Annotated in this window: 24 protein-coding genes; 13 read left to right on the top strand and 11 right to left on the bottom strand. The window is 67.3% G+C overall.

The features are described 5' to 3' along the window. Nucleotides 1-45: 45 nt before the first annotated feature. On the top strand, nucleotides 46-765 hold the full coding sequence (locus SBI67_RS04415; RefSeq protein WP_318979575.1) for a TetR/AcrR family transcriptional regulator: 720 nt from the start codon (nucleotides 46-48) through the stop codon (nucleotides 763-765). Here SBI67_RS04415 and leuA read toward each other — a convergent pair. Beyond that, complete coding sequence (gene leuA / locus SBI67_RS04410; protein WP_318979358.1) at nucleotides 762-2558, bottom strand: 2-isopropylmalate synthase; 1797 nt, start codon at nucleotides 2556-2558, stop codon at nucleotides 762-764. The two genes, SBI67_RS04415 and leuA, sit on opposite strands and share 4 nt — an antisense overlap. A 185-nt stretch (nucleotides 2559-2743) precedes the next feature. Here leuA and SBI67_RS04405 point away from each other — a divergent pair, with 185 nt between their 5' ends. Together SBI67_RS04405 and SBI67_RS04400 are read left to right on the top strand one after the other, a co-directional pair. Continuing rightward, the gene (locus SBI67_RS04405) at nucleotides 2744-3682 is read left to right on the top strand and encodes a hypothetical protein (protein ID WP_318979357.1); all 939 of its coding nucleotides are present in this window, start codon (nucleotides 2744-2746) and stop codon (nucleotides 3680-3682) included. 120 nt (nucleotides 3683-3802) lie between these two features. Further along, complete coding sequence (locus SBI67_RS04400) at nucleotides 3803-3943, top strand: hypothetical protein (protein WP_318979356.1); 141 nt, start codon at nucleotides 3803-3805, stop codon at nucleotides 3941-3943. Between the two features lies 1 nt (nucleotide 3944). Here the strand turns inward: SBI67_RS04400 and SBI67_RS04395 are convergent, their stop codons facing one another. From SBI67_RS04395 to SBI67_RS04365, 7 genes are all read right to left on the bottom strand, one after another. Then, nucleotides 3945-4589 (bottom strand): type II toxin-antitoxin system RelB family anti-toxin, encoded by a 645-nt coding sequence (locus SBI67_RS04395; protein WP_318979355.1) that lies wholly within the window; start codon nucleotides 4587-4589, stop codon nucleotides 3945-3947. An 18-nt stretch (nucleotides 4590-4607) separates the two neighbouring features. Next, nucleotides 4608-5795, bottom strand: coding sequence for an NAD(P)/FAD-dependent oxidoreductase (locus SBI67_RS04390; protein WP_318979354.1), 1188 nt, complete (start codon nucleotides 5793-5795; stop codon nucleotides 4608-4610). Then, nucleotides 5785-7083, bottom strand: a complete 1299-nt coding sequence (locus tag SBI67_RS04385; protein ID WP_318979353.1) for an FMN-binding glutamate synthase family protein — start codon at nucleotides 7081-7083, stop codon at nucleotides 5785-5787. The genes SBI67_RS04390 and SBI67_RS04385 overlap by 11 nt, the downstream gene beginning before the upstream one ends. Further along, entirely contained in the window at nucleotides 7083-7772 is a 690-nt protein-coding gene (locus tag SBI67_RS04380) for a protein glxC (protein WP_318979352.1), read from the bottom strand. Before SBI67_RS04380 ends, SBI67_RS04385 begins: the two co-directional genes overlap by 1 nt. Then, a complete protein-coding gene (locus SBI67_RS04375) occupies nucleotides 7760-8629 on the bottom strand; it encodes a class II glutamine amidotransferase domain-containing protein (RefSeq protein WP_318979351.1) in 870 nt (289 codons plus the stop codon). The genes SBI67_RS04380 and SBI67_RS04375 overlap by 13 nt, the downstream gene beginning before the upstream one ends. 17 nt (nucleotides 8630-8646) lie before the next feature. Further along, complete coding sequence (glnT, locus tag SBI67_RS04370) at nucleotides 8647-9951, bottom strand: type III glutamate--ammonia ligase (protein WP_318979350.1); 1305 nt, start codon at nucleotides 9949-9951, stop codon at nucleotides 8647-8649. Between the two features lie 138 nt (nucleotides 9952-10089). Further along, complete coding sequence (locus SBI67_RS04365; protein WP_318979349.1) at nucleotides 10090-11349, bottom strand: ammonium transporter; 1260 nt, start codon at nucleotides 11347-11349, stop codon at nucleotides 10090-10092. 324 nt (nucleotides 11350-11673) lie between these two features. Here SBI67_RS04365 and SBI67_RS04360 point away from each other — a divergent pair, with 324 nt between their 5' ends. Beyond that, nucleotides 11674-13410, top strand: coding sequence for a purine-cytosine permease family protein (locus SBI67_RS04360; RefSeq protein WP_318979348.1), 1737 nt, complete (start codon nucleotides 11674-11676; stop codon nucleotides 13408-13410). Nucleotides 13411-13469: 59 nt separating this feature from the next. On the opposite strand, the gene SBI67_RS04355 is transcribed toward SBI67_RS04360, so the two are convergent. Beyond that, a complete protein-coding gene (locus SBI67_RS04355) occupies nucleotides 13470-14534 on the bottom strand; it encodes a substrate-binding domain-containing protein (protein ID WP_318979347.1) in 1065 nt (354 codons plus the stop codon). A gap of 161 nt (nucleotides 14535-14695) precedes the next feature. Here SBI67_RS04355 and SBI67_RS04350 point away from each other — a divergent pair, with 161 nt between their 5' ends. Continuing rightward, nucleotides 14696-15154 (top strand): MarR family winged helix-turn-helix transcriptional regulator, encoded by a 459-nt coding sequence (locus SBI67_RS04350; RefSeq protein WP_318979346.1) that lies wholly within the window; start codon nucleotides 14696-14698, stop codon nucleotides 15152-15154. A gap of 48 nt (nucleotides 15155-15202) precedes the next feature. On the opposite strand, the gene fmdA is transcribed toward SBI67_RS04350, so the two are convergent. Next, nucleotides 15203-16456 carry a formamidase gene (fmdA, locus tag SBI67_RS04345; RefSeq protein WP_318979345.1) on the bottom strand — a complete coding sequence of 418 codons (1254 nt, stop codon included), beginning with the start codon at nucleotides 16454-16456 and terminating at the stop codon, nucleotides 15203-15205. A 134-nt stretch (nucleotides 16457-16590) separates the two neighbouring features. Between fmdA and SBI67_RS04340 the strand changes: the two genes are divergently transcribed. Then, on the top strand, nucleotides 16591-16878 hold the full coding sequence (locus SBI67_RS04340) for an FmdB family zinc ribbon protein (RefSeq protein WP_318979344.1): 288 nt from the start codon (nucleotides 16591-16593) through the stop codon (nucleotides 16876-16878). On the opposite strand, the gene SBI67_RS04335 is transcribed toward SBI67_RS04340, so the two are convergent. After that, entirely contained in the window at nucleotides 16864-17436 is a 573-nt protein-coding gene (locus SBI67_RS04335) for a nitroreductase family protein (RefSeq protein WP_318979343.1), read from the bottom strand. The two genes, SBI67_RS04340 and SBI67_RS04335, sit on opposite strands and share 15 nt — an antisense overlap. Before the next feature lie 94 nt (nucleotides 17437-17530). Between SBI67_RS04335 and SBI67_RS04330 the strand changes: the two genes are divergently transcribed. From SBI67_RS04330 to SBI67_RS04300, 7 genes are all read left to right on the top strand, one after another. Further along, nucleotides 17531-18796, top strand: a complete 1266-nt coding sequence (locus tag SBI67_RS04330) for an aspartate kinase (RefSeq protein ID WP_318979342.1) — start codon at nucleotides 17531-17533, stop codon at nucleotides 18794-18796. A gap of 33 nt (nucleotides 18797-18829) precedes the next feature. Beyond that, a complete protein-coding gene (locus SBI67_RS04325; protein ID WP_318979341.1) occupies nucleotides 18830-19861 on the top strand; it encodes an aspartate-semialdehyde dehydrogenase in 1032 nt (343 codons plus the stop codon). Nucleotides 19862-19928: 67 nt separating this feature from the next. Further along, entirely contained in the window at nucleotides 19929-20981 is a 1053-nt protein-coding gene (locus SBI67_RS04320; RefSeq protein WP_318979574.1) for a glycoside hydrolase family 183 protein, read from the top strand. A gap of 134 nt (nucleotides 20982-21115) precedes the next feature. After that, nucleotides 21116-23428 (top strand): maltose alpha-D-glucosyltransferase, encoded by a 2313-nt coding sequence (gene treS / locus SBI67_RS04315; protein ID WP_318979340.1) that lies wholly within the window; start codon nucleotides 21116-21118, stop codon nucleotides 23426-23428. Nucleotides 23429-23481: 53 nt separating this feature from the next. Further along, nucleotides 23482-23892, top strand: a complete 411-nt coding sequence (locus SBI67_RS04310; RefSeq protein WP_318979339.1) for a hypothetical protein — start codon at nucleotides 23482-23484, stop codon at nucleotides 23890-23892. Between the two features lie 85 nt (nucleotides 23893-23977). Then, complete coding sequence (locus SBI67_RS04305; protein WP_318979338.1) at nucleotides 23978-24502, top strand: hypothetical protein; 525 nt, start codon at nucleotides 23978-23980, stop codon at nucleotides 24500-24502. Nucleotides 24503-24531: 29 nt separating this feature from the next. Then, the gene (locus SBI67_RS04300; RefSeq protein WP_318979337.1) at nucleotides 24532-25179 is read left to right on the top strand and encodes a sensor domain-containing protein; all 648 of its coding nucleotides are present in this window, start codon (nucleotides 24532-24534) and stop codon (nucleotides 25177-25179) included. The last annotated feature ends 48 nt before the right edge of the window (nucleotides 25180-25227 follow it).

The following is a 25227-nucleotide window of genomic DNA, read 5'->3' as shown; positions in this document are numbered from 1 at the left end:
TCGTTGGGGAGCGGTGTGCCGCGCCGTCCGGCACCGGGCTAAAACATACACTGTCGGTTTAAGGAGTGCACGCTTTCCGACTGCCCGAACCCCGGTTGTACGCTGAGTCGCATTCGAGAGGAGACGGTCATCGCCCGACCACCCCGGCCGATCCTCAGCCGTGACCTGATCGCGCGCACCGCGCTGGCCCTGGTGGATCGCTACGGTGCCGACGGTGCCAGCATGCGGCGGGTTGCCCAGAAGCTGAACGTCAATCCGACCTCGCTCTACAACCACGTTCCCGACCGGGCGGCCATGGTCGAGGACGTCCGCGCCTTGGTGTCGGCGAACATCGATTCCGCGCCACTGCGCGAACTCCCATGGGAGCAAGGCCTGACCGCGTGGGCGCGGTCCTACCGATTGGCCTTCTCGAACCATCCCCGGGCGGTACCGCTCCTCATGACCACCAGGGCGTCCGCGCCGGTGCTGCTCGCGGGATACGAGGACTTCGTGATTGCCGCCGAAGCCGTCGGGTGGCCGAGATCCGAGGTGCTGCCGCTGCTGACGGCTTTCGAGTCGTTCATCCTGGGCAGCGTGCTGGACATGTCCGGGCCGAGCGTGGTGTTCGACCCGACCGGGCAGGAGGACCGTTTCCCGCGCTTCACCGCCGCCTACGCGACACTGCAGGACGACGCCGAGGATCCGATGGCCACCAGGGCGTTCGAGCGGGGCCTGGCGATGCTGGTCGCCTCGGCCCGCCCGGACTGTCCGCCGCGCTGGGCTTAACCGCGCGCGGCGCGGTTCACCGCCGACACCACCGCGCGCAGGGATGCCGTGGTGATCGAGGTGGCGATCCCCACGCCCCACACCGTCGTGCCGCCGATCGAGGCCTCGACGTAGGCGGCGGCTTGAGCCTCCTCGCCGGCAGACATGGCGTGCTCGGAGTAATCCAGCACGTTGACGTCGTACCCGATGGCCCCCAGGGCGTCGCAGAAGGCGGCCAGTGGCCCGTTGCCGGCGCCGACGATCTCGCGTTCCACCCCGTCGACCTTGACCACCGCGGTGATCTTGTCGGTGCCGCCGTCCACCTCGGCGGCCTCCACCTTCTGCCGGATCCGCTCCAGCGGGGTGATCGGGGCCAGGTACTCCTCGGCGAACACCTCCCAGATGGCCTTCGGCGACACCTCGCCGCCTTCACCGTCGGTGATCTCCTGGATGGCCTTGGAGAACTCGATCTGCAACCGGCGCGGCAGCACCAGTCCGTGGTCGGCCTTCATGATGTAGGCCACCCCGCCCTTACCGGACTGCGAGTTCACCCGGATGACGGCCTCATAGGTGCGGCCGACGTCCTTGGGGTCGATCGGCAGGTACGGCACCTGCCACAGGATGTCGTCCACATCGGCGTCCTGCTCGTCGGCCGACACCTTCATGGCGTCCAGGCCCTTGTTGATGGCGTCCTGGTGGCTGCCCGAGAACGCGGTGTACACCAGGTCGCCGCCGTAGGGATGCCGTTCGTGCACGGGCAGCTGGTTGCAGTACTCCACGGTCCGGCGGATCTCGTCGATATTGGAGAAGTCGATCTGCGGGTCCACGCCCCGGGAGAACAGGTTCAGGCCCAGCGTCACCAGACACACGTTGCCGGTGCGTTCACCGTTGCCGAACAGGCAGCCCTCGATCCGGTCCGCTCCGGCCTGGTAGCCCAATTCGGCGGCGGCGACACCGGTTCCGCGATCGTTGTGCGGGTGCAGGCTCAAGATGATGGAGTCCCGCGGCGACAGGTGCCGGCTCATCCACTCGATCGAGTCCGCGTACACGTTGGGCGTCGCCATCTCGACGGTGGCGGGCAGGTTGACGATCAGCGGCCAGTCGGGGGTGGGCGCGACGATCTCGGCCACCGCGTTGCACACCTCGACGGCGTACTCCAGTTCGGTGCCGGTGTAGGACTCCGGCGAGTATTCGAAACGCCACTTCGTCCCGGGGTACTTCTTGGCCTCCTCGACGCACATCCGGGCGCCGTCGGTGGCGATCTTCTTGACCGCGGCCCGGTCGGCGCGGAACACCACCCGCCGCTGCAGGATCGACGTCGAGTTGTAGAAGTGCACGATCGCCTGCGGGGCACCCGCACAGGCCTCGAACGTCTTCTGGATCAGTTCGGGCCGGCACTGGGTCAGCACCTGGATGGTGACGTCGTCGGGGATGGCGCCCTGCTCGATGATCTCGCGGACGAAGTCGTAGTCGGTCTGGCTGGCGGACGGAAAGCCGACCTCGATCTCCTTGTAACCCATCCGCACCAGCAGGTCGAACATCCGGCGCTTGCGGGCCGGGCTCATCGGGTCGATCAGTGCCTGGTTACCGTCGCGCAGGTCCACCGCGCACCAGCCGGGGGCGTGGGTGACCACCGTGTCCGGCCAGGTGCGGTCGGGCAGCGTGACGGGCTCCACCTCTTCGGCGAAGGATCGGTACCGGCTGACGGGCATCGAGGAGGCGCGCTGGGTGTTCCAGGCGGGCTGGCCGTCGCGGCGAGGGCCGGCCGGCGTGGTGATGGTGCGGGCGGACGTGTAGGCGTCTGGGCTGGTCATGGTGGTTTGCTCCGGAGTCTCTGGGAATCGATCCCGTGGATTTCAGACCGGCGCATCGCGAAACCCCCGCGACGGGTTGCCGGTCTGGTCAGACCCCGTCGCGGCGTCCGAGAAGGAGCACCCGCTGCACGTGGGTTACTGTACTCCGCATAGCTGTGGCGCCAAAACCCCGCTCCCCGCGGTCAGTGCTGGTCCTGTTTCTGGTGACGGCACTCGGCCTCGCCGGATGTGCCCGGGTCGTCGACCCGGCGCCCCTTGCCGCCGGTCCCGATCCCGGCTTCTTCTTCGCCGGTGCGGTGCCCACCTACGGACACTCCGTCAGCCCTGCCGAGCACAACCGATTGGCGTATCTGCGGGCACTGCGCCGGGTCGACCCGTGCGGCCTGCTCAGCCGCGAGTCGCTGGCGAAAATCGGTGAAATCGGTGCCGTCGGAACCATGTTCGCGTTCGACGAATGCGATGTCGACATCAAGATGGCCGGTGCCACCGCCCGGCGCTATCTCAGCGTCTCGGTGGAACTGGGCACCCTCGACCACGAGGCGTGCCAGTACGTGGCACCGCTGCTGCTGTCCCGGTTGCCCGGCGCCCCGGCGCTGCCCGGACCCGTGCAGCCGGTGCTCCGGATCACCCCCATCACCGATCAGCCGTGCGATTTCGCCGACACCGTGGGCCGCTCGACGGGTCCGCTCCCGGCGGCGGATCGGCCCCCGATCCGGGACGCCGTCGGCGTCTACCCGGTCCGGCTGGCCGAACGGGACCCCTGCGAGATCGTGCCGGTGCTCGCGACGGCGCAGTGGGATATCAACGCGTCGCGGCCCCATGTGTGCGCGCTGACCCTCGCCGACGGCACCGCCATCCGGGTCACCCTGCAACCCCAGTTGTTCGAACCGGAGACCGACAACAGGCTGCGGCAGAGCCGCGACGGCGTGGTCGCATTCGTCGACACCCAACTGTGCGCGGCGACCGTCTTCCTCGGCCCCGCGATGCGCCGCAAGCTGCTCGGCGGCGACTACCTGCAGCCCGCCGACGTGGTGATCCGGCCGGCCGTGACGGTCGAGAGCACCCCGGCGCGGTGCGGCACCGTCACCGGCATCGCCGCGTCCGCGGCCAAGATCTTCGGCTGATCCTCCCCTGATCGGGGGACACCGGATTCATCCGGCCCATCCGCCGGTCGCCCGACAGACCACGACGCGTCGCCCGGGCAGTGTCTGTGTGAACACCACACGCAGACAAAGGAACTCGATATGGCCACCTTCATCAAAGCGATCAGCGCCGCGATCCTGTCCGCCGGGGTTCTCGGCGCCGCCGCCCTCGGTCTGGTCGGCGCCGGCGGCGGGGTCGCAGGTCTGCAGACCTCCACCACCTACGCCGCCCCGAGCCGCTGATTCACACCTGAACATCCGGGAACGCGATCACCGACAGGAATCGGATGGGCAACTCCACCAGATCCACCGGCCCGTGCGCCCCTTCCCCGTCCATCTGCAGCGAATCGCCCGGGTGCAGCCGATACACCGAGCGGCTGTGGCTGTAGTCCATGACCCCCTCGAGCATGAAGATGAACTCGGTACCCGGATGCTGGAACAGGGGATATGTTCGGCTCTTCTCGCTGAGCGTGACATGCAGGCACTCCAGTCGCTTGTGCTCACCGCGCAGCGAGCTCAGCAGCTGGTACTCGTGCCCCTCCTTGCTGCCGTTGCGCACGATCCGCGCGCCGGTGCCGGCCTGTACGAACGCCGCGGGCCGCTCCACATCGGCACCGCGGAACAGGCTGGTCACCGGCACGTCCAGACCTTTGGCCAGCAGCGCCAGGGTGGACAGGCTGCAGGATGTTTGGGCGTTCTCGATCTTGGACAGCATCGCCTTGGAGATCCCGACCCTGGCGGCCATCTCGGCCACGGTCAGGCCCTGGGCCAACCGCAACTGGCGCACGTTGCGCCCGATCGCCGCCTCGAACTCCAGCTCGTCGGACGGCACCTGGGGGTCCCGGTCGCGGGCGGTGCCGGAGTTCCGAAGCAGCGGGACGTCGCTCATGTGTCGACTCGCTCCCCTCTAGCGCATCTCGCCCGCGCCGACGTACGGATACGGGCTCCTGAGAAGATCTTGCTCGGCGAACCGGGACAACCGGAAATCGGATTCCGGGATGCGCGGGTCGGCGCTGCGCCCGTCCACCACCAGATCCGCGATCAGCCGGCCGACCGCGGGGGCGATCTTGAACCCGTGTCCGCTGAACCCTGCCGCCACGATGAGACCGTCGATCCCGGTCGGGGAGATCACCGGATTCCAGTCCGGGGTGACGTCATAACAACCCGCGTAACTGCCCGTGATCGCGGCGTCGGGGAACCCGGGAAACCGGGTGCCCACCTTGTCGACGGTGACGTCGACGAACGCATCGGTGGCCCGGTTCAGGTAATCGTCGGGATCCGCCGTCTCGCCGTGGGCCAGATCGCTGTTGCCGAACAGGATTTCGCCACCGAGCTCGGGACGCACGTACTGCAACGACACCAGATCGGAGAACACCGGTACCTTGCCGATGTCCACACCGGGGGCGATGGTGACGATCTGCTCGCGCACCACCTCGATCGGCACGTCCACGCCGTAGCGGGCCAGGAACGGGCCGGTCCACACCCCGGTCGCGACGATGACCGTGCCGGCCGCCACGTCGGTGCCGTCGGCCAGCCGCACCCCGCTGACGCGCTCACCGTCCAGAAGCAGGTCCGTGACGGTGGTGCCCTGCCGAACCCGGACGCCTGCGGCCCGTGCCGCTACCGAAAACGCCTGTGCGGTCTGGTAAGCGTCGCCGTACCCGCCGCGGGGTTCCCAGCCGAATGCGGCGAACGGTTCCAGGTCGGCCCATGGCCATAGTGCGGCGACATCGGAGCGGTCGATCTCCTCGGTCTGCACCCCCACGGCGCGCTGCGCGGCCAAGCTTTTCCGCAGGTTCTCGACATTGGGTTCGCCGACGCCGACGACGTAGCCGGTTTGCCGGAAACCGATATCGGTCCCGAAGATCTCCTGGGCCTTCTCGAATACCTCCAGTCCCACCGCGGCCATCGCCGCCAGTGAGCTGACCCCGTAGTGGCAGCGCACGATGCCGCTGGACTTACCCGTCATCCCGGATCCGACGGTATTGCGCTCGAGGACCAGTATGTCGCCGGCACCCCGTTCACTCAGCGCCCACGCCGCGGCGGCGCCCTCCAGCCCGCCGCCGACGATGACGATATCAGCGCTAGTGTCCATGGCCCGGAATCCAATTCGTGCCGGCCAGCGGGACCCGCGCCATGGCGGCAGCTTCGATGGTGATCGCGACGAGGTCCTCCGGTTCCAGGTGGGTGACGTGCGCCTTGCCGCAGGCTCGGGCGATGGTCTGGGCTTCCATGGTCAGCACCCGCAGATAGTTGGCCAGCCGCCGGCCGCCTTCGACCGGATCGAACCGCGCGGCCAGCTCCGGATCCTGCGTGGTGATGCCGGCGGGGTCACGACCGTCCTGGAAATCGTCGTAGAAACCGGCTGCACTGCCGAGCTTTTCGTACTCGGCTGCGTAACGCGGATGGTTGTCTCCGAGGGCGATCAGCGCCGCGGTGCCGATCGCCACCGCGTCGGCACCCAGGGCCAGGGCCTTGGCCACATCGGCGCCGCTGCGGATGCCCCCGGACACGATCAGCTGAACTCTTCTGTGCACGCCCAGTTCCTGCAACGCCTGTACCGCCTGCGGAATGGCGGCCAGCGTCGGAATGCCGACGTGCTCGATGAACACCTCCTGGGTGGCGGCGGTGCCGCCCTGCATACCGTCGACCACCACCACGTCGGCGCCGGCATGCACGGCCAGCTTGACGTCATAGTAGGTACGGGTCGCACCGACCTTCACGTAGATCGGCTTCTCCCAGTCGGTGATCTCCCGCAGTTCGTTGATCTTGATGGTGAGGTCGTCCGGTCCCGTCCAATCCGGGTGCCGGCACGCCGAACGCTGGTCGATGCCTTCGGGCAGCGTGCGCATCCCGGCCACCCGCGGGGAGATCTTCTGCCCCAGCAGCATTCCGCCGCCTCCGGGCTTGGCGCCTTGGCCGAGCACCACTTCGATGGCATCGGCCTTGCGCAGGTCGTCGGGATTCATCCCGTACCGCGACGGAAGATATTGGTACACCAGGTGTTTGCTCTGCCCGCGCTCCTCGGGGGTCATACCGCCATCCCCGGTGGTCGTCGACGTGCCTGCTTCACTGGCGCCGCGCCCCAGCGCCTCCTTCGCCGGGCCGGACAGCGCGCCGAAACTCATGCCCGCGATGGTGACCGGGATATCAAGGTGAAGAGGATGTTTGGCGTACCGTCCGCCGAGCACCACGTCGGTGCCGCAGCGCTCGCGGTACCCTTCCAGCGGATAGCGGGACATCGACGCGCCGAGGAACAGCAGGTCGTCGAAATGTGGCAGGGGCCGTTTGGCGCCCCAGCCGCGAATGTCGTAGATGCCGGTCTCCGCGGCTCGCTGGATGTCGGCGATGATATTTCGGTCGAAGGTGGCGGATTCACGCATCAGTAGGCACTCGCATTGTCGACGTGGAAGTGGTAGAGGGTGCGCGCCGATCCGTACCGGGTGTACTCGGCGGTGTCATCGGCATAGCCGGCCGCGGCGAGCAGTTCGGCCAGTTCGGCGTGGTGTTCGGCCCGCATCGGTTTGGCCACGCAGTCCGCACCGAGGGAGGCGACCTCACCGCGTATGTAGAGGCGGGCCTCGTAGATCGAATCACCAAGGGCTTCACCGGCATCACCGCGGACCACCAGGCGCCCGGCCTGGGCCATGAATGCACTCATGTGGCCGATGCTGCCGCCGACCACGATGTCGACGCCCTTCATCGAGATGCCGCAGCGGGCCGCGGCATCGCCCTCGATGACCAGCAGCCCACCGTGGGCAGTGGCCCCGGCCGACTGTGAGGCGTTGCCCGCGACCCGGACTGTGCCGCTCATCATGTTCTCGGCAACGCCGGTGCCGGCGTTGCCGTCGATGGTGACGCTGGCGTGCTGGTTCATGCCCGCGGCGTAATAGCCGACATGCCCTTGGACGGTCACCGTGATCGGCGCGTCGACTCCGACCGCGACGTTGTGCGCGCCGTCGGGATGGGCGATGACGAAATCACCTGCGACACCAGGCTTGTGCAGCGCGGCGTTGACCTCGCGCAGCGGTGTGGTGCGCAGATCGAATCCGGTCAAGGTCACCTGGTCCATGCGTACACCACCTCCGGCTCGGGTTCCCAGATCTTGGCTTCTTCCACTCCCGGCAGACCCGCCAGGGCGCGGTACTCGCTGGCCATGGCCACCCACTGCGGCGTCTCGGCGATCACCGCAGGTTTGCAGGCGATGGCGTCGCGCACCACCGCGAAGGAGTCCCGGTTGGACACCAGCAGCGTGTAGAAGCCGTCGAAGGTGGCGCACAGCTCCTTCAGCGCGCTCTCCACGTCCCGGCCCGCCGCCAGCTGTTCGGCGACGAACCGCGCACCCACCTCGGTGTCGTTCTCGCTGTCGAAGTGGACTCCGGCCCTGCGAAGTTCGCGGCGGATCGTGGCGTGGTTGGCGAACGATCCGTTGTGCACCAGACATTGCTGCGGCCCCACCGTGTAGGGGTGGCAGCCCGACGGGGTGACCGCGGATTCGGTGGCCATCCGGGTGTGCCCGACGCCTTGCCACCCCTGGGCCTTGGCCAGGCCCCAGCCGTCGGTCAGCGCGCGCGGGTTGCCGACACCCTTGAGCACCGCCAGGTCGGCTCCGAACCCGGCCACCAAGGCCTCGGGGTGGGCCGCCCGCACCCGCGCCAGCAGATCCTCGGAGGAGGTGTCGGCCGTCAGGAGGTATGTCGAATCGGCTTGCACCACCGTGACATCCGACCCGAGGTCGGGGGCCGCGCTGATATCGGTGACCGATACGCAACCCTTCCCCGGCGGCGACCACTCCGGGTCGCCGTAGACGGCCACCCCGGCCGAATCCGAGCCGCGATCCGACATCTCGCACAGCATCCCGGTGAGCAATTCACCCAGCCGGGGATAGAGCTCCGGTGTGCGCAGGTGTAACCCCACGATCCCGCACATATGTGTCTCCCTTGTCTTCAGAAGGCGGTCAGGTAGGAGTCGACCTCCCACGGCGCGACGGTGCCGTGGTAGGCGAAGAACTCCGCACGTTTGATCCCGGCGAAATACGACGCGACACCCGCGCCCGCGGTATCGAGGACACCGGAGATGACCGGGTCGGTCTCCAGCTCGTCGACCGCGTGCAGCAAGGTGGGCGGCAACGTCGACGGCCCTTGGGCGCCGACATCACCGGGGTCCAGGCTGCGCTTGACGCCGTCGATACCGGCTCCGAGCGCGGCCGCGATGGCCAGGTACGGGTTGGCGGCGCCGTCGCCACCGCGCAGTTCGACGCGCTGGTTGTCCGGTACCCGGATGTAGTGGGTGCGGTCGTTGCCGCCATAGCTCGGTTTGCGCGGTGCCCAGGACGCTCCGGAGGTGGTGCTGGTGGCGCCGGTTCGCTTGTAGGAGTTGACGGTCGGCGCGACGACGGCCTGCAACGCGCAGGCGTGATCAAGGATGCCGCCGATGAATCCGTACGCGGTGTCCGACAACCCGAGACCCCGCGCGTCCTGCTCGGCCGGGAACACCGGGGCGCCCGCGGTGGTCAGCGAGAGGTGCAGGTGCAGTCCGTTGCCGGTGCGATCGGCGAAGGGCTTGGGCATGAAGGTGGCGACCATGCCACGCTCGGCGGCGATCATCGACAGCAGGTAGCGCAGCGTGATCACCCGGTCGGCGGTGGTGAGGGCGTCGGCGAACTGGAAATTCTGCTCGAACTGCCCGTTGCCGTCCTCGTGGTCGTTGGCGTAGTTGGACCAACCCAGCGTGTTCATCGCGGTGGAGATCGCGGTGAGGTGGTCATACATCCGGGTGACGCCCCGTGCGTCGTAACACGGTTGGGCTGCGGTGTCGGCGGTATCGGCGGTGACCAGGGTCCCGTCGGCCTCGCGGCGCAGCAGGAAGTACTCCACTTCGGCGCCCACCCACGGCTCGAAGCCGGCGTCGGCCACCTGCTGGATGAGCCCCTTGAGGATGACGCGCGGCGCATACGGCCACGGCTTGCCCTGCACATGCGGGTCACAGTGCACCAGGGCCAGACCCTCTTTGATGAACGGGATCGGGGTGAACGACGCGGGGTCCGGCAGGGCCATCAGGTCGGGGTCCTTGGGCTGTTGGCCCATGGCGCCGACGGCGTAACCGGCGAAGCCGACGCCCTCGGTGGCCAGTTGGTCGACGGCTTCGACCGGAACCAGTTTGGCGCAAGGTTTTCCGCGCAGGTCGACGAAGAGCGCGAGGATGAATCTGGTGTCGGATTGCTCGGCTTGGGTGGCGAGATCGGGTGGCATGACTGTCTCCTAATGGGAACCAGAGTATCGTACGGTGAAACTTGGATGGGCCAAAGAAATCCCGGTGACCAGCCGGCGCAGGTTCGCTGCGCCGGCTGGAGCCGGGTTGTAATTGCTCCTCGCGTCCGCGGGTTGGATTCAGGCAGAGGCGAGCTCGTAGGCCGCGTCCCGGTGGACGTGGGTGTCGATGCCCTTCTCCTCCTCTTCCGGGGAGATCCGGATACCCATCGTCTTCTTGATGGCGAAGGCGATGACATAGGCGATCACGAACGAGTAGGCCATGACCGCCGCCGCGGCAATGGCCTGCTTCCACAGTTGTCCGAACCCGCCGCCGTAGAACAGGCCGTTGGTGGCGTTGGGCATCGAGTCGCTGGCCAGGAAGCCGATCATCAGGGTGCCGATGACGCCGCCGACGAGGTGCACGCCGACCACATCGAGCGAGTCGTCGTAACCGAACTTCTCCTTGAGGCCCACGGCGAAGGGGCAGATCGCCCCGGCGACCAGGCCCAGGATGATCGCCCCCACCGGGGTGACCGCACCACACGCCGGGGTGATGGCGACCAGGCCGGTGATGGCCCCGGCCGCCGCACCGACGCCGGTGACGTGGCCGTCCTTGAACTTCTCCACGGCCAGCCAGGCCAGGGTGGCCGCGCAGGTGGCGACGAAGGTGGTGACCATGACGATGGCGGCCGAGTTGCCGGCGGCCAGTGCCGAACCGCCGTTGAACGCGTACCAGCCGGCCCAGAGCAGCCCCGCGCCCAGCAGGGTCAGCGGGACGTTGTGCGGCTTGCGCAGCTGGCCCCAGTTGGCGGCCTTGCCGAGGACGATGGCGACGGCCAGCGCGGCCGCACCCGCGTTGATGTGCACGGCGGTGCCACCGGCGAAGTCGATCGCTTTGAGGCTGTTGGCGATCCAACCGCCGACCGAGTCCTTGGTGACGACGCCGTCGAAGGCGAACACCCAGTGTGCGACCGGGAAGTACACCAGCACCGCCCACAGCGTGGCGAACAGCATCCAGGCGCCGAACTTCATCCGGTCGGCCGCGGCGCCGGAGATCAGCGCGACGGTGATGGCCGCGAAGAGCGCCTGGAACAGTGCGAACAGGCTCACCGGCAAACCGTTGATGGTGGTTTGCGACTGCAGCAGGTCCTTCATGCCGGCGAACTCGGTGAGACTGCCGACCAGTCCGGCATCGCCGATGGAGGTGCCGAAGGTCATCGAGAAGCCGAAGAGCACCCAGAGCACGCCGACGATGGCGACCGCACCGAAGGTCATCATCATCATGTTGGTCGAACTCTTCACGGAGACCATGCCTCCGTAGAACAGTGCGAGGCCGGGGATCATCATCGTGAGGCCGATGATGCAACAGAGCATGAACGCGGTGGTTCCGGTATCCATATACATCTCCTGAGGGGGCGCGGCCGCCAGGCCGATCACTGGCAGTAGACGATGTTTCTGTTACGTAGACAGGATTGGCGTGTTGCCGCCGGGTAAATCGCCGCTGCCGGTCTGCTGACCGCCCGCCGCCCGCGCCATCTGTAAACGCCTCGTGTCCGGCGCGTAACGTTCCATTTGGAGTACTGCCATATGGAAGTAACGATGCTAGTTTCCTTGCGGCGGAGCAGGATCCGCTGCGGTACCTCATCGCGTCGCCAGTGCTGCCCGAACGCGAAACCCCTTATGAGTCGGCCGCTCCCGCACGGGACGCGGTGAGGAGACAACATGACGTCATCTGAGCAACCGGTGGGCGAGGTGCAGGTACATCCCACCGCCGCGCCGCCCGGCAGCGGGCCGTGGGCCCGCTTCGTCAACTGGGCCGGCCAGGACACCATCGAAGACTTTTCCTTGCGCTATGCGCCCAAATCGTTCCGCAAATGGAGCCCGATGGCGTGCGCGGTGGCCGCCCTCGGCGGCATCGCCTACCTGGCCGACTACTCGATCGGCGCCTCCATCGCGGTGACCCACGGCTCGGCCAGCGCGGTGGTGGCGATCCTGGTCGCCGCCGTCACCATCTTCCTCACCGGCATCCCGATCGCCTATTACGCCGCGAAGTACAACATCGACATGGACCTGCTCACCCGGGGAGCCGGCTTCGGGTACTTCGGATCGACACTGACCAGCCTGATCTACGCCAGTTTCTGTTTCATCTTCTTCGCCCTCGAAGGGGCGATCATGGCGCAGGCGATGAAGCTGGCGTTCCACCTGCCGCTGGCGCTGGGCTACATCATCGGCTCGTTGATCATCATCCCGTTGGTGCTCTACGGGATGACCGCCCTGGCCAAGTTTCAGGTGTGGACCCAGCCGCTGTGGCTGGTGTTGTTCGTCGCGCCGATCGCGTTCATCGCATCGGCCGATCCGGCCGGGTTCCACGGCTTCCTGTCCTGGGCGGGCGACGGCGGCAGTGAACGGGTGACCGCGATCGGGGTGGGTGCCGGCGCCGGCGTGGCGCTTTCGCTGATCGCCCAGATCGGCGAGCAGGTCGACTATCTGCGCTTCATGCCGGAGAAATCCGAGACACCCGCATTGCGCTGGTGGGCGGCGGTGCTGGCCGCCGGTCCCGGCTGGGTGATCCTCGGCGCGGCCAAGCAGATCTGTGGTGCGTTCCTGGCGTTCTACGTCGCAGGCAAGGTCGGATTCACCGCAGCGACCGAACCGATCGAACAGTTCCTCGGTGGTTTCGGCTCGGTGATCCACAACGACACCGTGGCGTTGGGGCTCGCGACGCTGATGGTGCTGCTGTCCCAGGTCAAGATCAACGTGACCAACGCCTATTCGGGGTCGCTGTCGTGGTCGAACTTCTTCAGCCGGATACTGCACGTGCACCCGGGCCGCGTCGTCTACCTCGCGCTGCACATCGCGATCGCGCTGTCGCTGATGTTGGGCAACATGTTCGCCGTGCTCAACACCATTCTGGGGTTCTACTCCAACGTGGCGATCGCCTGGGTTGGCGCGATCGTGGCCGACCTGGTGATCAACAAGCCGCTGCTGAAGCTCAGCCCGCCCTATGTGGAGTTCAAGCGCGCGTACCTGTACAGCATCAACCCGGTGGGCTTCGTGTCGATGGTGGTGGGCTCGTTCTTCTCGATCCTGGCCTTCTTCAACGCATTCGGGCCGCTGCTGGCGGCCTGGTCGCCGTACCTGGCCCTGAGTCTGGCCTTCGTGCTGTCCCCGATGATCTGCATTGCCACCAAGGGCAAGTACTACCTGGCCCGGCCCAATCCGCTGCGCGAAGAGATCGAGAAGGAACCGCTGTGGGCCGGACAGACCCTGCTCGACATCGTCGACAACAAGCGCTACGAGCTGCCGGATATGGTGCACGACTGCCCGTTCCACCACGGGCCGGTGTCATCGCTCACCTGCACCTTGACCAAGGACTGCCATGACATGTGCAAGACCGGCGACCATGCCGCATCGGCCGCCTCGGACGCCCTGCGTGCCGAACTGAGTCAGCGGGCCTGACCAGGCAGCACCGCAACCAGATCCCGCCACACCGGGCTGCCCGGTGTGGCGGGATGCGTTCACGCGCTCAACTGGTCGATGACCCGGAACTCCACATCGGTTGTGTCGGCGAGGTATACCGGCTGATGGGTATGCGCCCCGCGCATTGCCACCTCGCCGCGCGGACCCTGGTAGGAGACCGTGGAGCGGACCCGGTCGATCGCCCGGACTTGCAGGCTGCCGGCGGCGCCCGCCAGGGCGGCAAGCAAAAGCAGGCCCTCATAGCAGGATTCGCCGATATTGTTCAGCGTGGGCGCGGCCGCGCCGAACAACTGCTCGTAGCGCGATCCGAAGCCCATGTTCTCCGGCGTCACCAGACTCTCGAAATAGCCGCACGCCGTGTAGAGGCCCTGCGTGCTGCCTGTGCCGCTGGCGCACAAGACATCCTCCCCGATCATCAGCGACAGCCGGATGTGCTTCTCGTGCAACCCTGCCCTGGCGAAGGCGCGGTTGAAGGCCGCATTGTCGGTCCCGACCATGAGGACCAGCACCCCGTCGGCCTTCGACGATGCGATGAGGTCGAGCGCTGTGCGGAAATCCCGCCCGCCCAACGGGATGAACGTGTCACCGGCGAAGTCGAATCCGTTGGCGCGCATGTAATCCTTGGTGACGGCTGCGGTCTGGCGGGGCCAGATGTAATCGTTGCCGACGATGCACCAGCGCCTGATCCCCTGGTTGGCGCGCAGCCACTGCAATGCGGGAAAGAGTTGTTGCTGCGGTGTCTCGCCCACCATGTAGACACCGGTGGTGTTCTCGCCGCCCTCGTAGAACGTGGTGTAGACGTAGGGAACACGGCCCGCGGTATGCGGGGTGATCACCTGCCGGGCGTTGGACAGGTGCCATCCGACCACGGCGTCGACGGAATGGGTGTCGACCAGGCGTCGCATCTGTGCCGATATCGCCGACAGTGGCGCGCCCGCGTCGATCGGGTGCAAACGCACCGGACGGTCCAGGATGCCCCCGGCGGCGTTGATATCGGCCACCGCCAATTCGGCGCTGACCTCACAGGAGGGTCCGAACATGCCGGCGGGCCCGCTCAGGGGCACCACCAATGCGATATCGACCGCATCGCGGCTGTGTTCCATCTCGTCAAACACCTCACCCAGGCCTGCCGTGGGGACGACGACGCCGGATCCCCCTAACGTGAGTGCACCGCTGCAGCGGTGGTTGTCAACATACTCCGCGCCGCGCGGAATTTCTTTCCAGCTGAAACTTCCTGACAGCGCCCGGTAAGCTGCTTGGCAACATGGACACCACCCCGGACACCCCAGCAGCCGTCGAAGAACTCGCACGACTGGCAAAAACCGTTGTGCAGGAATTGGATCGGACGGTCGCATCCCAGTTGGACGGGATGACGGTGGCCCAGTGGCACGTGCTGAGTGCGCTCGCGGGCGGCCAGGGCAAAGCGATGTCCGCCCTGGCGGTCGCCACCTTGCTGCCCGGTCCCAGCCTTACCCGACTGATCGACGGCATGGTGGAGGACAACCTGGTGCTGCGCAAGGTCGATGTGACCGATCGCCGGCGGGTGCTGGTGTTCCAGACCCGCCGCGGTGCGGCGGCCTACCAGCGGGCCAGGGCCCGGCTGGCCAAATCCGAGGACCTGACGGCACTGGTGACGCGCCATGCCGGCATGGTGCAGCGGCTGGGGGAGATGCTGGCCGAGCTGCGCGGTGAGGACCTGGCGTCCGCCTCCGCGCAGGCCTGAGCACCGACCTGAGCGGGAGGGGCCGGGTTGCCGGCCCCTCCCGCCTAGTCAGAAGCTGGCGTGCGGAGCGCCCATCCCGGGATCGATCTGGTAGGGCCCCGTCGCGGACGGCGCGACCGGGAAGTCGAAGATCGCTGTCGGAATGTACACGGTGGCACAGGAATTTGGGATGTCGACCACGCCGGAGAGTCGTCCCTCGATGGGTGCCGAGCCGAGCAGCAGATAGGCCTGCTCGGGGCTGTAGCCGAACTTGGTCAGATAGTCGATGGCGTGCAGGCAGGCGCGCTGATACGCCAGGTCGGAGTCCAGATACTTCTGTTCACCGTCCAGGGTGACCGAGGTGCCGGAGAAGGCGATCCACTCCGAATACTGCGGATCGGTGTTGCCTGGCATGAAGATGGCGTTCTCGTGCACGCCGTAGGTGTCCATGCCGCCCTTGATCAGGTCGACGTGCAGATCCAGGAATCCGCCCATCTCGATGGCACCGCAGAAGGTGATTTCGCCGTCGCCCTGGGAGAAGTGCAGATCGCCGAACGACAGATTGGCGCCGGAGACGAACACCGGATAGAACACCCTGCTGCCCTTGGTCAGATTCTTGATGTCCTGGTTACCGCCGTTTTCGCGAGGCGGAGCCGTGCGCGCCGCCTCCTCGGCGGCGCGGGTGAACGCGTCACCGGTCAGGCTGCCGAGAATGGCGTCCTGCGGCTCGGGCGGCAGCGCCAGCGGCGGCACCCGGTCGGGATCGGTCGCGATCAGCGCGCCCTCGCGGGCGTTCCACTTGGCCAGCAAGGCGGCCGAGGGGGCGGTACCCATCAGCCCGGGATGCACGATGCCGGTGTACTTGACCCCGGGCACATGGCGGGAGGTCGCACTCTGCCCGGAGAAATCCCAGATCGCCTTGTAGGCGTCCGGGAACTGATCGGTGAGAAAGCCGCCGCCGTTCTGCTTGGCGAAGATGCCGGTGTAACCCCAACCCTGGCCGGCCAGCGGGCCCGAATCCTCTTGCGGTATCGGCCCGACATCCAAGATGTCGACGATGAGCAGGTCACCGGGTTCGGCCCCCTCGATGGCGAACGGTCCGGACAGACAGTGCACGCCCTTCAGCGGCGCATTGAGGATGTCCTCGGCCGAGTCGTCGTTGACGATCGCGCCGTCGAACCATTCCCGGCAGTGCGCCCGAAAGCTGGTGCCCGGCTTGACTGTTACCGCGGGCGGGATGTCCGGATGCCAGCGGTTGTGGCCGACGATCTGTTGCTCGGTGAACTTCTTCGTCGAATCCAGCGGGAACAGTAGTTCGGGCACGGCGACCTCCGGTATGCGCTGTCGAGTGATCACATAATTCCAAATAGAACTATTCAGAGCAGGGTACATAGGGTCGGCAGGTTGCGCGCGTTAACAACGTATGACGCTGCCGGCGAACGGTTATCGTGTACCGCATGCCCACCTATCAGTTCCGCTGCCCCGGCGGATGCCCGGACTTCAGCGCCAGGTATTCGATGGCCGAGGTGCCCGGCGAGGACGCCTGTCCGCAGTGCCGCGCCGCGTCCCGGCGGCTGATCGGCGCACCGGCGCTCGGGATCGGCTCCACCCCGGCGATGCGGCTGCACGATCAGACCCGCGCCAGCGCCGACGCACCGCAGGTGCTCGGCGCGCTACCGCGCGGTGCGCGCCGGCCCGCTGCGGTGACCACCAACCCGCTGCACCGGCGGCTACCGCGGCCCTGACGCCAGGGGGATGACGATCTGTTCCAGCGGCAGCCGCTCCCGGGGCAGGCTGTCGCGCTCCACGATCGACGGGTCGGCGTCGGCGTAGTCGCCCAGTGCCCCCACCGCGACGATCGCCAGCGGGCGCAGGCCCGGGGTGAGCTGCCCCGCGCCGTCGGTGTCGAACCCGGCCATCGGGTGCACGACCAGCCCGCGCGCCACCGCCTCGATACTGAGATTGGCGATCGCCGCACCCGCGTCCAGGGCGGCGTAGGTCGCGGTGTTTGCGTCCTCGCCTTCGTCGACGCTCACCAGGATCAGCGCGCCCGCCGCATGCGCGTAGCTGTTACCCCTGTTGAGCAGGCCCGCCAGTGTGGTGAACGTATCGCCGCCGCGGCGCCCGGCCACGTACCGGACCGGTTGGCGTCGCCCCCAGGTGGCGGCCCAGCGTGCCGCCTCCAGTACGCCGGTCAGATCGTCCTGGCTGAGCACGGCATTCGCGTCGAAGGCCCGCGGACTCCAGCGCGCGGCCAAGGGCGGATGGATCGGCACACTCGTGTGCGCGAGTCGGTCGTTCATGCTTAGCCAAGCTACCGGCAGGTGGAGCGGTAAATCGACGTGCGTTTACCCCTTATCCTTGTGTGGACATTCCCGGCGGTTGAGAGGTTCTACAGTGGCGCTCGTCGTGCAGAAATACGGCGGATCATCGGTGGCGGACGCCGATCGGATTCGGCGCGTCGCCGAGCGCATCGTGGAAACGAAGAAGGCCGGCCACGACGTGGTCGTCGTGGTTTCTGCGATGGGTGACACCACCGACGACCTGCTGGATCTGGCCCGGCAGGTATCCCCGGCGCCCCCGGCCCGCGAAATGGACATGCTGCTCACCGCCGGTGAACGGATCTCCAACGCGCTGGTCGCGATGGCCATCGAGTCGCTCGGTGCGCAGGCCCGCTCCTTCACCGGCTCGCAGGCCGGCGTCGTCACCACCGGCACGCACGGCAACGCCAAGATCATCGACGTGACCCCGACGCGGCTGCGGGAGGCGCTGGACGAGGGGCAGATCGTCCTGGTCGCCGGCTTCCAGGGGGTCAGCCAGGACAGCAAGGACGTCACCACCCTGGGCCGCGGCGGGTCGGACACCACCGCCGTCGCGCTGGCCGCCGCCCTGCACGCCGATGTCTGCGAGATCTACACCGATGTGGACGGCATCTTCACCGCCGACCCGCGCATCGTGCCGAACGCCAAGCATCTGGACACCGTCTCGTTCGAGGAGATGCTGGAGATGGCCGCGTGCGGCGCCAAGGTGCTGATGCTGCGCTGCGTCGAGTACGCCCGCCGGTACAACGTGCCGATTCACGTCCGCTCGTCGTACTCGGACAAACCAGGAACCATCGTCAACGGATCAATCGAGGACATCCCCATGGAAGACGCCATCCTCACCGGAGTCGCACACGACCGCAGCGAGGCCAAGGTCACGGTCGTCGGATTGCCCGACGTGCCGGGCTACGCGGCGAAGGTGTTCCGCGCCGTTGCCGACGCCGACGTGAACATCGACATGGTGCTGCAGAACATCTCCAAGGTCGAGGACGGCAAGACCGACATCACCTTCACCTGCTCGCGCGAGAACGGCCCCGGTGCGGTCGAGAAGCTCACCGCGCTCAAGGACGAGATCGGCTTCACCCAGGTGCTCTACGACGACCACATCGGCAAGGTGTCCCTCGTCGGCGCCGGGATGCGCAGCCACCCCGGCGTGACCGCCACCTTCTGCGAGACGCTGGCCGCCGTCGGGGTCAACATCGACCTGATCTCCACCTCCGAGATCCGCATCTCCGTGCTGGTCAAGGACACCGAACTGGACAAGGCCGTCTCCGCACTGCACGAAGCGTTCGGTCTCGGTGGTGACGAGGAAGCCGTCGTATACGCAGGGAGTGGGATCTAGACCGTGGGGCGAGCGAAGCGACGGGGTGAATAGATGGTGTCCATCGGTGTGGTCGGCGCGACCGGTCAGGTCGGCCAGGTGATGCGGGCGCTGCTGGAGGAACGGGACTTCCCGGCCACCTCGGTGCGGTTCTTCGCCTCGCCGCGGTCGGAGGGCAAGAAGCTCACTTTCCGGGGCCAGGAGATCGAGGTCGAGAACGCCGAGACCGCCGACCCGTCCGGCCTGGACATCGCGCTGTTCTCCGCAGGCGCGACGATGTCGCGGGTGCAGGCACCGCGGTTCGCCGCCGCCGGGGCCGTCGTCGTGGACAACTCATCGGCCTGGCGTAAGGACCCCGAGGTTCCGCTGGTCGTCTCCGAGGTCAACTTCGCGCGCGACGCGGGCACGCGGCCCAAAGGCATCATCGCCAACCCGAACTGCACCACCATGGCCGCCATGCCGGTGCTCAAGCCGCTGCACGACGAGGCTGGCCTGACCCGGTTGATCGTCTCCAGCTACCAGGCCGTCTCCGGTACGGGGCTGGCCGGCGTGGAGGAACTGGCCACCCAGGCCCGCGCGGTGATCGACGGTGCCGAAGGCCTGGTGCACGACGGCGGTGCCGTCGACTTCCCGGCACCGGTGAAATACGTTGCGCCGATTGCCTTCAACGTCATCCCGCTGGCCGGATCCCTGGTCGACGACGATTCCGGCGAGACCGACGAGGACCAGAAACTGCGCAACGAGAGCCGCAAGATCCTCGGCATCCCGGACCTGCTGGTGTCCGGTACCTGCGTGCGGGTGCCGGTCTTCACCGGCCACTCGCTGTCCATCAATGCCGAATTCGCCGAACCGCTTTCGGTGCAGCGGGCCCGCGAACTGCTGGCCGGTGCGCCGGGCGTGAAGGTGGTGGACGTGCCCACCCCGCTGGCCGCCGCCGGCATCGACGAATCGTTGGTCGGTCGGATCCGCCAGGACCCCGGCGTACCGGACGGTCGTGGGCTGGCGCTGTTCGTCTCCGGTGACAACCTGCGCAAGGGCGCCGCACTGAACACCATCCAAATCGCCGAACTGCTCGCCCAAGCCTGATTTGCGCCGAAACGCACATCTGGGCGCAAAACTACGAGTGGTGTGCGCCATTTCGTCGATCTCGGCGATGCTGTCCGCTGTTCCCGCGCAGGCTGATCTCGGGTTGACGCCCGGGCAGGTGGTGCGGTTGGGTCCGGTGGCCGGAACCGGCACGGCCACCGGCGATTACGGTATCGGCGCGACCGACCTGTGCGAGTTCATGGAGTTTCCCAGCCGGACGCTGCAGGTGTGCGGCGACAGCTTCGCCGGTCAGGGGGTCGGGTTCGGCACCTGGTATTCACCGGTGGCGCTGCACATCGATCCGGACTCGATCGACACGGAGCTGCGGGTCACCGGTGTCACCGGCACGACGGCACCGCTGTTGGCCGATCCTAAAACGCCGGGGACCTCGCAGCTGCCCGCCGGGATCGTGTCCATCAACCGCGAGAACTACCTGCTGGTGACCACCACCCGCAACCTCAAGCCGGAATCGTCGCGTCTGGTGAAAGCGGATGCGGCGCAGCCGAACTGGCCCACGGTGCCGGGATCGCAGCGGCCGGCATCCCATGCCGGCGGCGCCCAGTCGCAGATCAGCGGTTACTACGATCCGGTCCCGACCCGTGATTCGCAACGGGGATGGGTCTATATAGTGGCCGACAACTTCGACCGCACCAGCCCGGTGTACCTCTACCGGGTACCGCCCCAGGATTTCACCGACCGCGGCCGGTGGCAGGGCTGGTCGGCCACCCAGGGCTGGGACCGAACCCCGACGCCGCTGTGGGCGGCCCCGGCGGGCGAGCTGAGCGTGCGCCAGATCGAGGGCAAGACGGTGCTGTCGTACTTCAACGCCGGTACCGGCAATATGGAGGTCCGGGTCGCCGACGATCCGACCGGACTGGCAACGGCGCCCGTCACTACGGTGGTGGTCGCCGCACCCTGGCCGCAGGCGCCCGAGGAGCTGCCCGACCCGGGCGACAACAGCCTGGCCCAGCCCTACGGCGGCTACATTTCGCCGGCGTCCACCCTCGACGACGTGCGGGTGTTGGTCAGCCAGTGGCACACCGCGCCGGCAGACAGCGCTCCCTACCGGGTGATCCAGTTTGCGGTCAACCCTTGGAAACCTTGGGACACAAGGGGTTAGCGCGCCGGCCGTGATTCGGTGGCCCGTCGCGTAGCATCGAGTCGGTGCGCGCCCCGCGCACCGGAGGTTTCAGCGGGGCGGCATCCGGAAATACTGCCCATGCGCGCCGTCGTGCCAGGCCAGGGAGGAGACAGATGTCGTCGCAGACAGCTGAGCCACCGGAGCCGGCAGCGGCATCCACGGGGTCTCCCGAGGAACAGCCCAACGAACCCGCCGACATCACGTTCGACGAGTACCTGCACCCGGCGCGGCCCAGGACACTGCGCTCCAGGCCGCGGGTGCGCACGCCGTTCGTCCGGCGGTCGTTGGCACAGGATGGACCGCCGACGGGAGAGAATCCGGCGTATGTGTCCTGGTTGCTGTCGCAGTCGATGCTGGCCGACGCCAACGAGATCAGCCAGCAGTTCTCCGGGCAGGGGTCGATGTGGCAGAACCCGTTCGCCCGGCCCAACCCCCGCTCGGCCGTCGACACCGCCTCGGTGTGGTTCACCGCATATCCGCTGTCGTTGATCACCCGGCCCGAGGAATCCTTCCTCAAGGCGATGGCCGACAAGGACATGTGGAAAGCCTTCGCGCAGATCGGGATTCAGGCTATCCACACCGGCCCGGTGAAGCGGGCCGGCGGCATCTCGGGCTGGCAGCTGACCCCCAGCGTGGATGGCCACTTCGACCGGATCAGCACCCAGATCGACCCGGCCTTCGGCACCGAGGACGAGTTCCGCGAGATGTGCGGCACGGCCAACTGGTACGGCGGCACCATCATCGACGACATCGTTCCCGGGCATACCGGCAAGGGTGCGGACTTCCGGCTCGCCGAGATGAAGTACGCCGACTATCCGGGCATCTACCACATGGTGGAGATCGACCCGCGTGACTGGGAGAATTTGCCGCCGGTTCCGGCCGGCGCCGATTCGGTGAATGTCGATGCCGCTACCGAGGATTGGTTGGACAAGGCCGGATACATCATCGGCAGGTTGCAGCGCGTCATCTTCTACGCCGAGGGCATCAAGGAGACCAACTGGAGCGTCACCCGTCCCATCATCGGTGTGGACGGTGTCGAGCGGCGCTGGGTGTATCTGCACTACTTCAAGGACGGGCAACCGTCGATCAACTGGCTGGACCCCAGTTTCGCCGGGATGCGGCTGGTGATCGGTGACGCGCTGCATTCACTGACCGACCTGGGAACCGGCGGGCTGCGCCTGGACGCGAACGGCTTCCTCGGTGCCGAGAAATCCGCCGAGGACGACGTGGGCTGGTCCGAGGGGCACCCGCTGTCGCAGGCGGCGAATCAGTTCATCGGCAGCATGGTCCGCAAACTCGGCGGATTCACCTTCCAGGAGCTGAATCTCACCATCGACGACATTCGGGACAACAGCATCGCGGGTCCGGACCTGTCCTACGACTTCATCAACCGACCGGCCTATCACCACGCGTTGGCCACCGCCGACACCGAATTCCTGCGGCTGACGCTGCGGACCACACTGGAGACCGAGGTGGATCCCGCCTCGCTGGTGCACGCCCTGCAGAACCACGACGAGTTGACCTACGAACTGGTGCACTGGTCGGCGGGCCACCGCGACGACGTCTACACGTACAAGGGGCAAGAGGTCACCGGTGAGGAGCTCGGGCACACCATCCGCACCGACCTGACCGAGGCGCTGACCGGCCCGCGCGCGCCGTACAACTTGGTGTTCACCACCAACGGCATCGCGTGCACCACGGCCACGGTGATCGCCGCGACACTTGGGATCACCGACCTGGACGAGATCGGGGAGCCGACAGACGGTGTCGCCGTGGATCGGATCCGGCGGGCACACCTGTTGTTGGTGATGTTCAACGCGCTGCAACCCGGCGTCTTCGCGCTTTCCGGCTGGGATCTGTGCGGCATGCTGACCCTGCCGCCGGAGCAGGTGAGCGAACTGCTGCGCGGTGGGGACACCCGCTGGATCCACCGCGCCGCGCACGACCTAATGGGGGTCAATCCCGGTGCCACCCATTCGTCGGCCGGGATGCCCCGCGGGACCAGTGTGTACGGCTCGATACCGGAACAGCTCGCCGACGAGACCAGCTTCGTGCGCCAGCTGCAGGCGATCCTGAAGGTGCGCACCCACTTCGGTATCGCCACCAGCCGGCAGATCGACATCCCGGAGGTGTCGCACCGCGGCATGCTGGTCATGGTCCATCAACTCGACGACCCCAACCAGCTGCAGCTCACGGTGCTCAACTTCGCCAACGAGGACATCGCAGGCACGGTGCGGTCGGAGTTCCTGCCGCCCAGTGCGGTGGTCACCGACATGTTCAGCGGCAAGGTGGTCGCCACCGTGGACGATCTGCACAGCTTCGCGGTCGAGATGCCGGTGCACCACGGCATGTCGCTGCTCGTGGAGGCCAAACCCGAGGCCACACCCGATGTCGACGACGCCGGCGGCGCGGCAGCTCATAGCTGATTCATATTGCCGGGCTAACCGCTACATTGCCGGCCGTCGGCATCATGAGAAGTATGAGTGATGACGTCGAAACGCCGACCACGCCCGTGCCACCCGTGCCGCCGGTAGCCCCCGGTCCACCTCCGTCGCCGGTGATCGTTGAGCGCAAACGGCCCAACAAGGTGTTCCAGGCTGCGGCCTGGGTCGGTATCGCGGCAGGGGTGACCTTCATCGTCGCGGTGGTGTTCTTCTCGGGGTTCTACCTGGGCAAGAGTTCCGACGGCGGTCACCACGGCGGCCCGCATCGCGAGGCGGGCATGTTCCACCGCGAAGGGCCGCCGCCGATGGGGCCGCCGCATATCTTCTTCGGGCCGGCCGGCCCGGGCGGGCTCCCTGGCGGCCCGGGTGAGGGCGGGCCGGGCGGTCAGCAGGGCCCGGCTGGCCCCGGCAATCCGGGTGGTCCGACCTTCGTGCCCAGGCCCTGAGACTTTAAGAGGACGGTCACGGGGGTCTGAGGATTCGCCGTGACCGCTTGGCAGTGGCGGGCCACTCGTGAGAGTGTCCCTAACCATGACACGCCGGCCATCGCTTACCGTGCTGATGGTCGGCGTTGTGGTATTGGCGGCAATCCTGTCCTCCTGTGGGTTCCGGGGCGCACCCGCCGACATCGCGACGTCGACCGTTTTCGGGGTGGGTGACTGCGTGCAGATCCCGTCGGCGACGCCGGATCGGCCGGCCCGGGCGGACAAGTCCCCCTGCAGTGCCGACCCGAGTTACACGGTGGGCGCCACCGCGGATGCCAACGGAAACTGCCCGAGCAACGAGTATCAGCACCTGTCGACGCAGTTGGCCGAGCCGGGGACCGCGCGGCTGTGCCTGGTACCCAATCTCGTTGCCGAGCACTGCTACACGATGGACATGCCGATCGGGGTGGTGCAGAAGGCCGATTGCGCCGATCGCGGCTCGGCCATGATCGTCCAGATCACCCGGCGGTTGGATGTCCACGACCAATCCGCGTGCCCCGCCGTTGCCGGCGCGTACGCCTGGCCGTATCCCGCGCCGGCCCGCACCTACTGCACTCAGACCCTTTTCTAGGACCCCAGCCGCCCTGGCATGATCGACGCATGCGCCTGACAGCAGCCGCGGCCGGTCTCGCCACGGCGGTCCTGCTGACCGTCCCGGCCGGTCCCGCATCGGCCAAACCGTCCGATCCCGGCGTGGTCAACTACGCGGTGCTGCCGAAGGGATCGGTGGCCAATATCGTGGGCGCGCCGATGGGCTGGGGGGCCGAATTCACCGACCCGATCCAGGCCTTCTCCGTCGACAACCCGGTGTGCAACAACTGGGCCGATATCGGCCTGCCCGAGGTGTACGACGACCCCGACATCGCCTCGTTCAACAGCGCGTTGGCGCAGACATCGGCCACCGACACCACTCACCTGGTCAAACAGGCGGTCGGGGTGTTCGCCACCAACGACGCGGCCACCCGGGCCTTCCACCGGATCACCGACCGCACCACCGGGTGCTCGGGCCAGACCACGGCGATGCATCTGAACGACTTCGTCACCGAGGTGTGGACGTTCACCGGTGGGCCGGCCACGCCCGCCGACGCGGTCTGGTTCAAGCAGGAGGCCGGGACCGACCGGCGCTGTTTCGTGCAAACCCGGCTACGCGAAAATGTTTTGCTGCAAGCCAAGGTCTGCCAGCCAGGAAACGGCGGACCGGCGGTCAACGTGCTGGCCGGTGCCATGCAGAACTCACTGGGGCAGTAGCTGCGCGGCAAAAGCCGTGGGAATATGTCGGACCCTTCTGGAAGATAG

This window comes from Mycolicibacterium chengduense, from assembly GCF_033741155.1.
Classification (GTDB): domain Bacteria; phylum Actinomycetota; class Actinomycetes; order Mycobacteriales; family Mycobacteriaceae; genus Mycobacterium.
This window is presented reverse-complemented; position numbering and strand designations above follow the sequence as displayed.

Bases quoted from the DNA above. Each gene is read 5' to 3' on its own strand.
- SBI67_RS04335 (WP_318979343.1), bottom strand. From the start codon at position 17,436: ATGAACGACCGACTCGCGCACACGAGTGTGCCGATCCATCCGCCCTTG.
- SBI67_RS04360 (WP_318979348.1), top strand. From the start codon at position 11,674: ATGACGTCATCTGAGCAACCGGTGGGCGAGGTGCAGGTACATCCCACC.
- SBI67_RS04390 (WP_318979354.1), bottom strand. From the start codon at position 5,795: ATGGACACTAGCGCTGATATCGTCATCGTCGGCGGCGGGCTGGAGGGC.
- SBI67_RS04320 (WP_318979574.1), top strand. From the start codon at position 19,929: ATGCTGTCCGCTGTTCCCGCGCAGGCTGATCTCGGGTTGACGCCCGGG.
- SBI67_RS04395 (WP_318979355.1), bottom strand. From the start codon at position 4,589: ATGAGCGACGTCCCGCTGCTTCGGAACTCCGGCACCGCCCGCGACCGG.
- SBI67_RS04365 (WP_318979349.1), bottom strand. From the start codon at position 11,349: ATGGATACCGGAACCACCGCGTTCATGCTCTGTTGCATCATCGGCCTC.
- SBI67_RS04305 (WP_318979338.1), top strand. From the start codon at position 23,978: ATGACACGCCGGCCATCGCTTACCGTGCTGATGGTCGGCGTTGTGGTA.
- SBI67_RS04340 (WP_318979344.1), top strand. From the start codon at position 16,591: ATGCCCACCTATCAGTTCCGCTGCCCCGGCGGATGCCCGGACTTCAGC.
- SBI67_RS04325 (WP_318979341.1), top strand. From the start codon at position 18,830: ATGGTGTCCATCGGTGTGGTCGGCGCGACCGGTCAGGTCGGCCAGGTG.
- SBI67_RS04400 (WP_318979356.1), top strand. From the start codon at position 3,803: ATGGCCACCTTCATCAAAGCGATCAGCGCCGCGATCCTGTCCGCCGGG.
- SBI67_RS04350 (WP_318979346.1), top strand. From the start codon at position 14,696: ATGGACACCACCCCGGACACCCCAGCAGCCGTCGAAGAACTCGCACGA.
- SBI67_RS04355 (WP_318979347.1), bottom strand. From the start codon at position 14,534: ATGGAACACAGCCGCGATGCGGTCGATATCGCATTGGTGGTGCCCCTG.
- SBI67_RS04375 (WP_318979351.1), bottom strand. From the start codon at position 8,629: ATGTGCGGGATCGTGGGGTTACACCTGCGCACACCGGAGCTCTATCCC.
- SBI67_RS04300 (WP_318979337.1), top strand. From the start codon at position 24,532: ATGCGCCTGACAGCAGCCGCGGCCGGTCTCGCCACGGCGGTCCTGCTG.
- glnT (WP_318979350.1), bottom strand. From the start codon at position 9,951: ATGCCACCCGATCTCGCCACCCAAGCCGAGCAATCCGACACCAGATTC.
- SBI67_RS04385 (WP_318979353.1), bottom strand. From the start codon at position 7,083: ATGCGTGAATCCGCCACCTTCGACCGAAATATCATCGCCGACATCCAG.
- leuA (WP_318979358.1), bottom strand. From the start codon at position 2,558: ATGACCAGCCCAGACGCCTACACGTCCGCCCGCACCATCACCACGCCG.
- SBI67_RS04380 (WP_318979352.1), bottom strand. From the start codon at position 7,772: ATGGACCAGGTGACCTTGACCGGATTCGATCTGCGCACCACACCGCTG.
- treS (WP_318979340.1), top strand. From the start codon at position 21,116: ATGTCGTCGCAGACAGCTGAGCCACCGGAGCCGGCAGCGGCATCCACG.
- SBI67_RS04310 (WP_318979339.1), top strand. From the start codon at position 23,482: ATGAGTGATGACGTCGAAACGCCGACCACGCCCGTGCCACCCGTGCCG.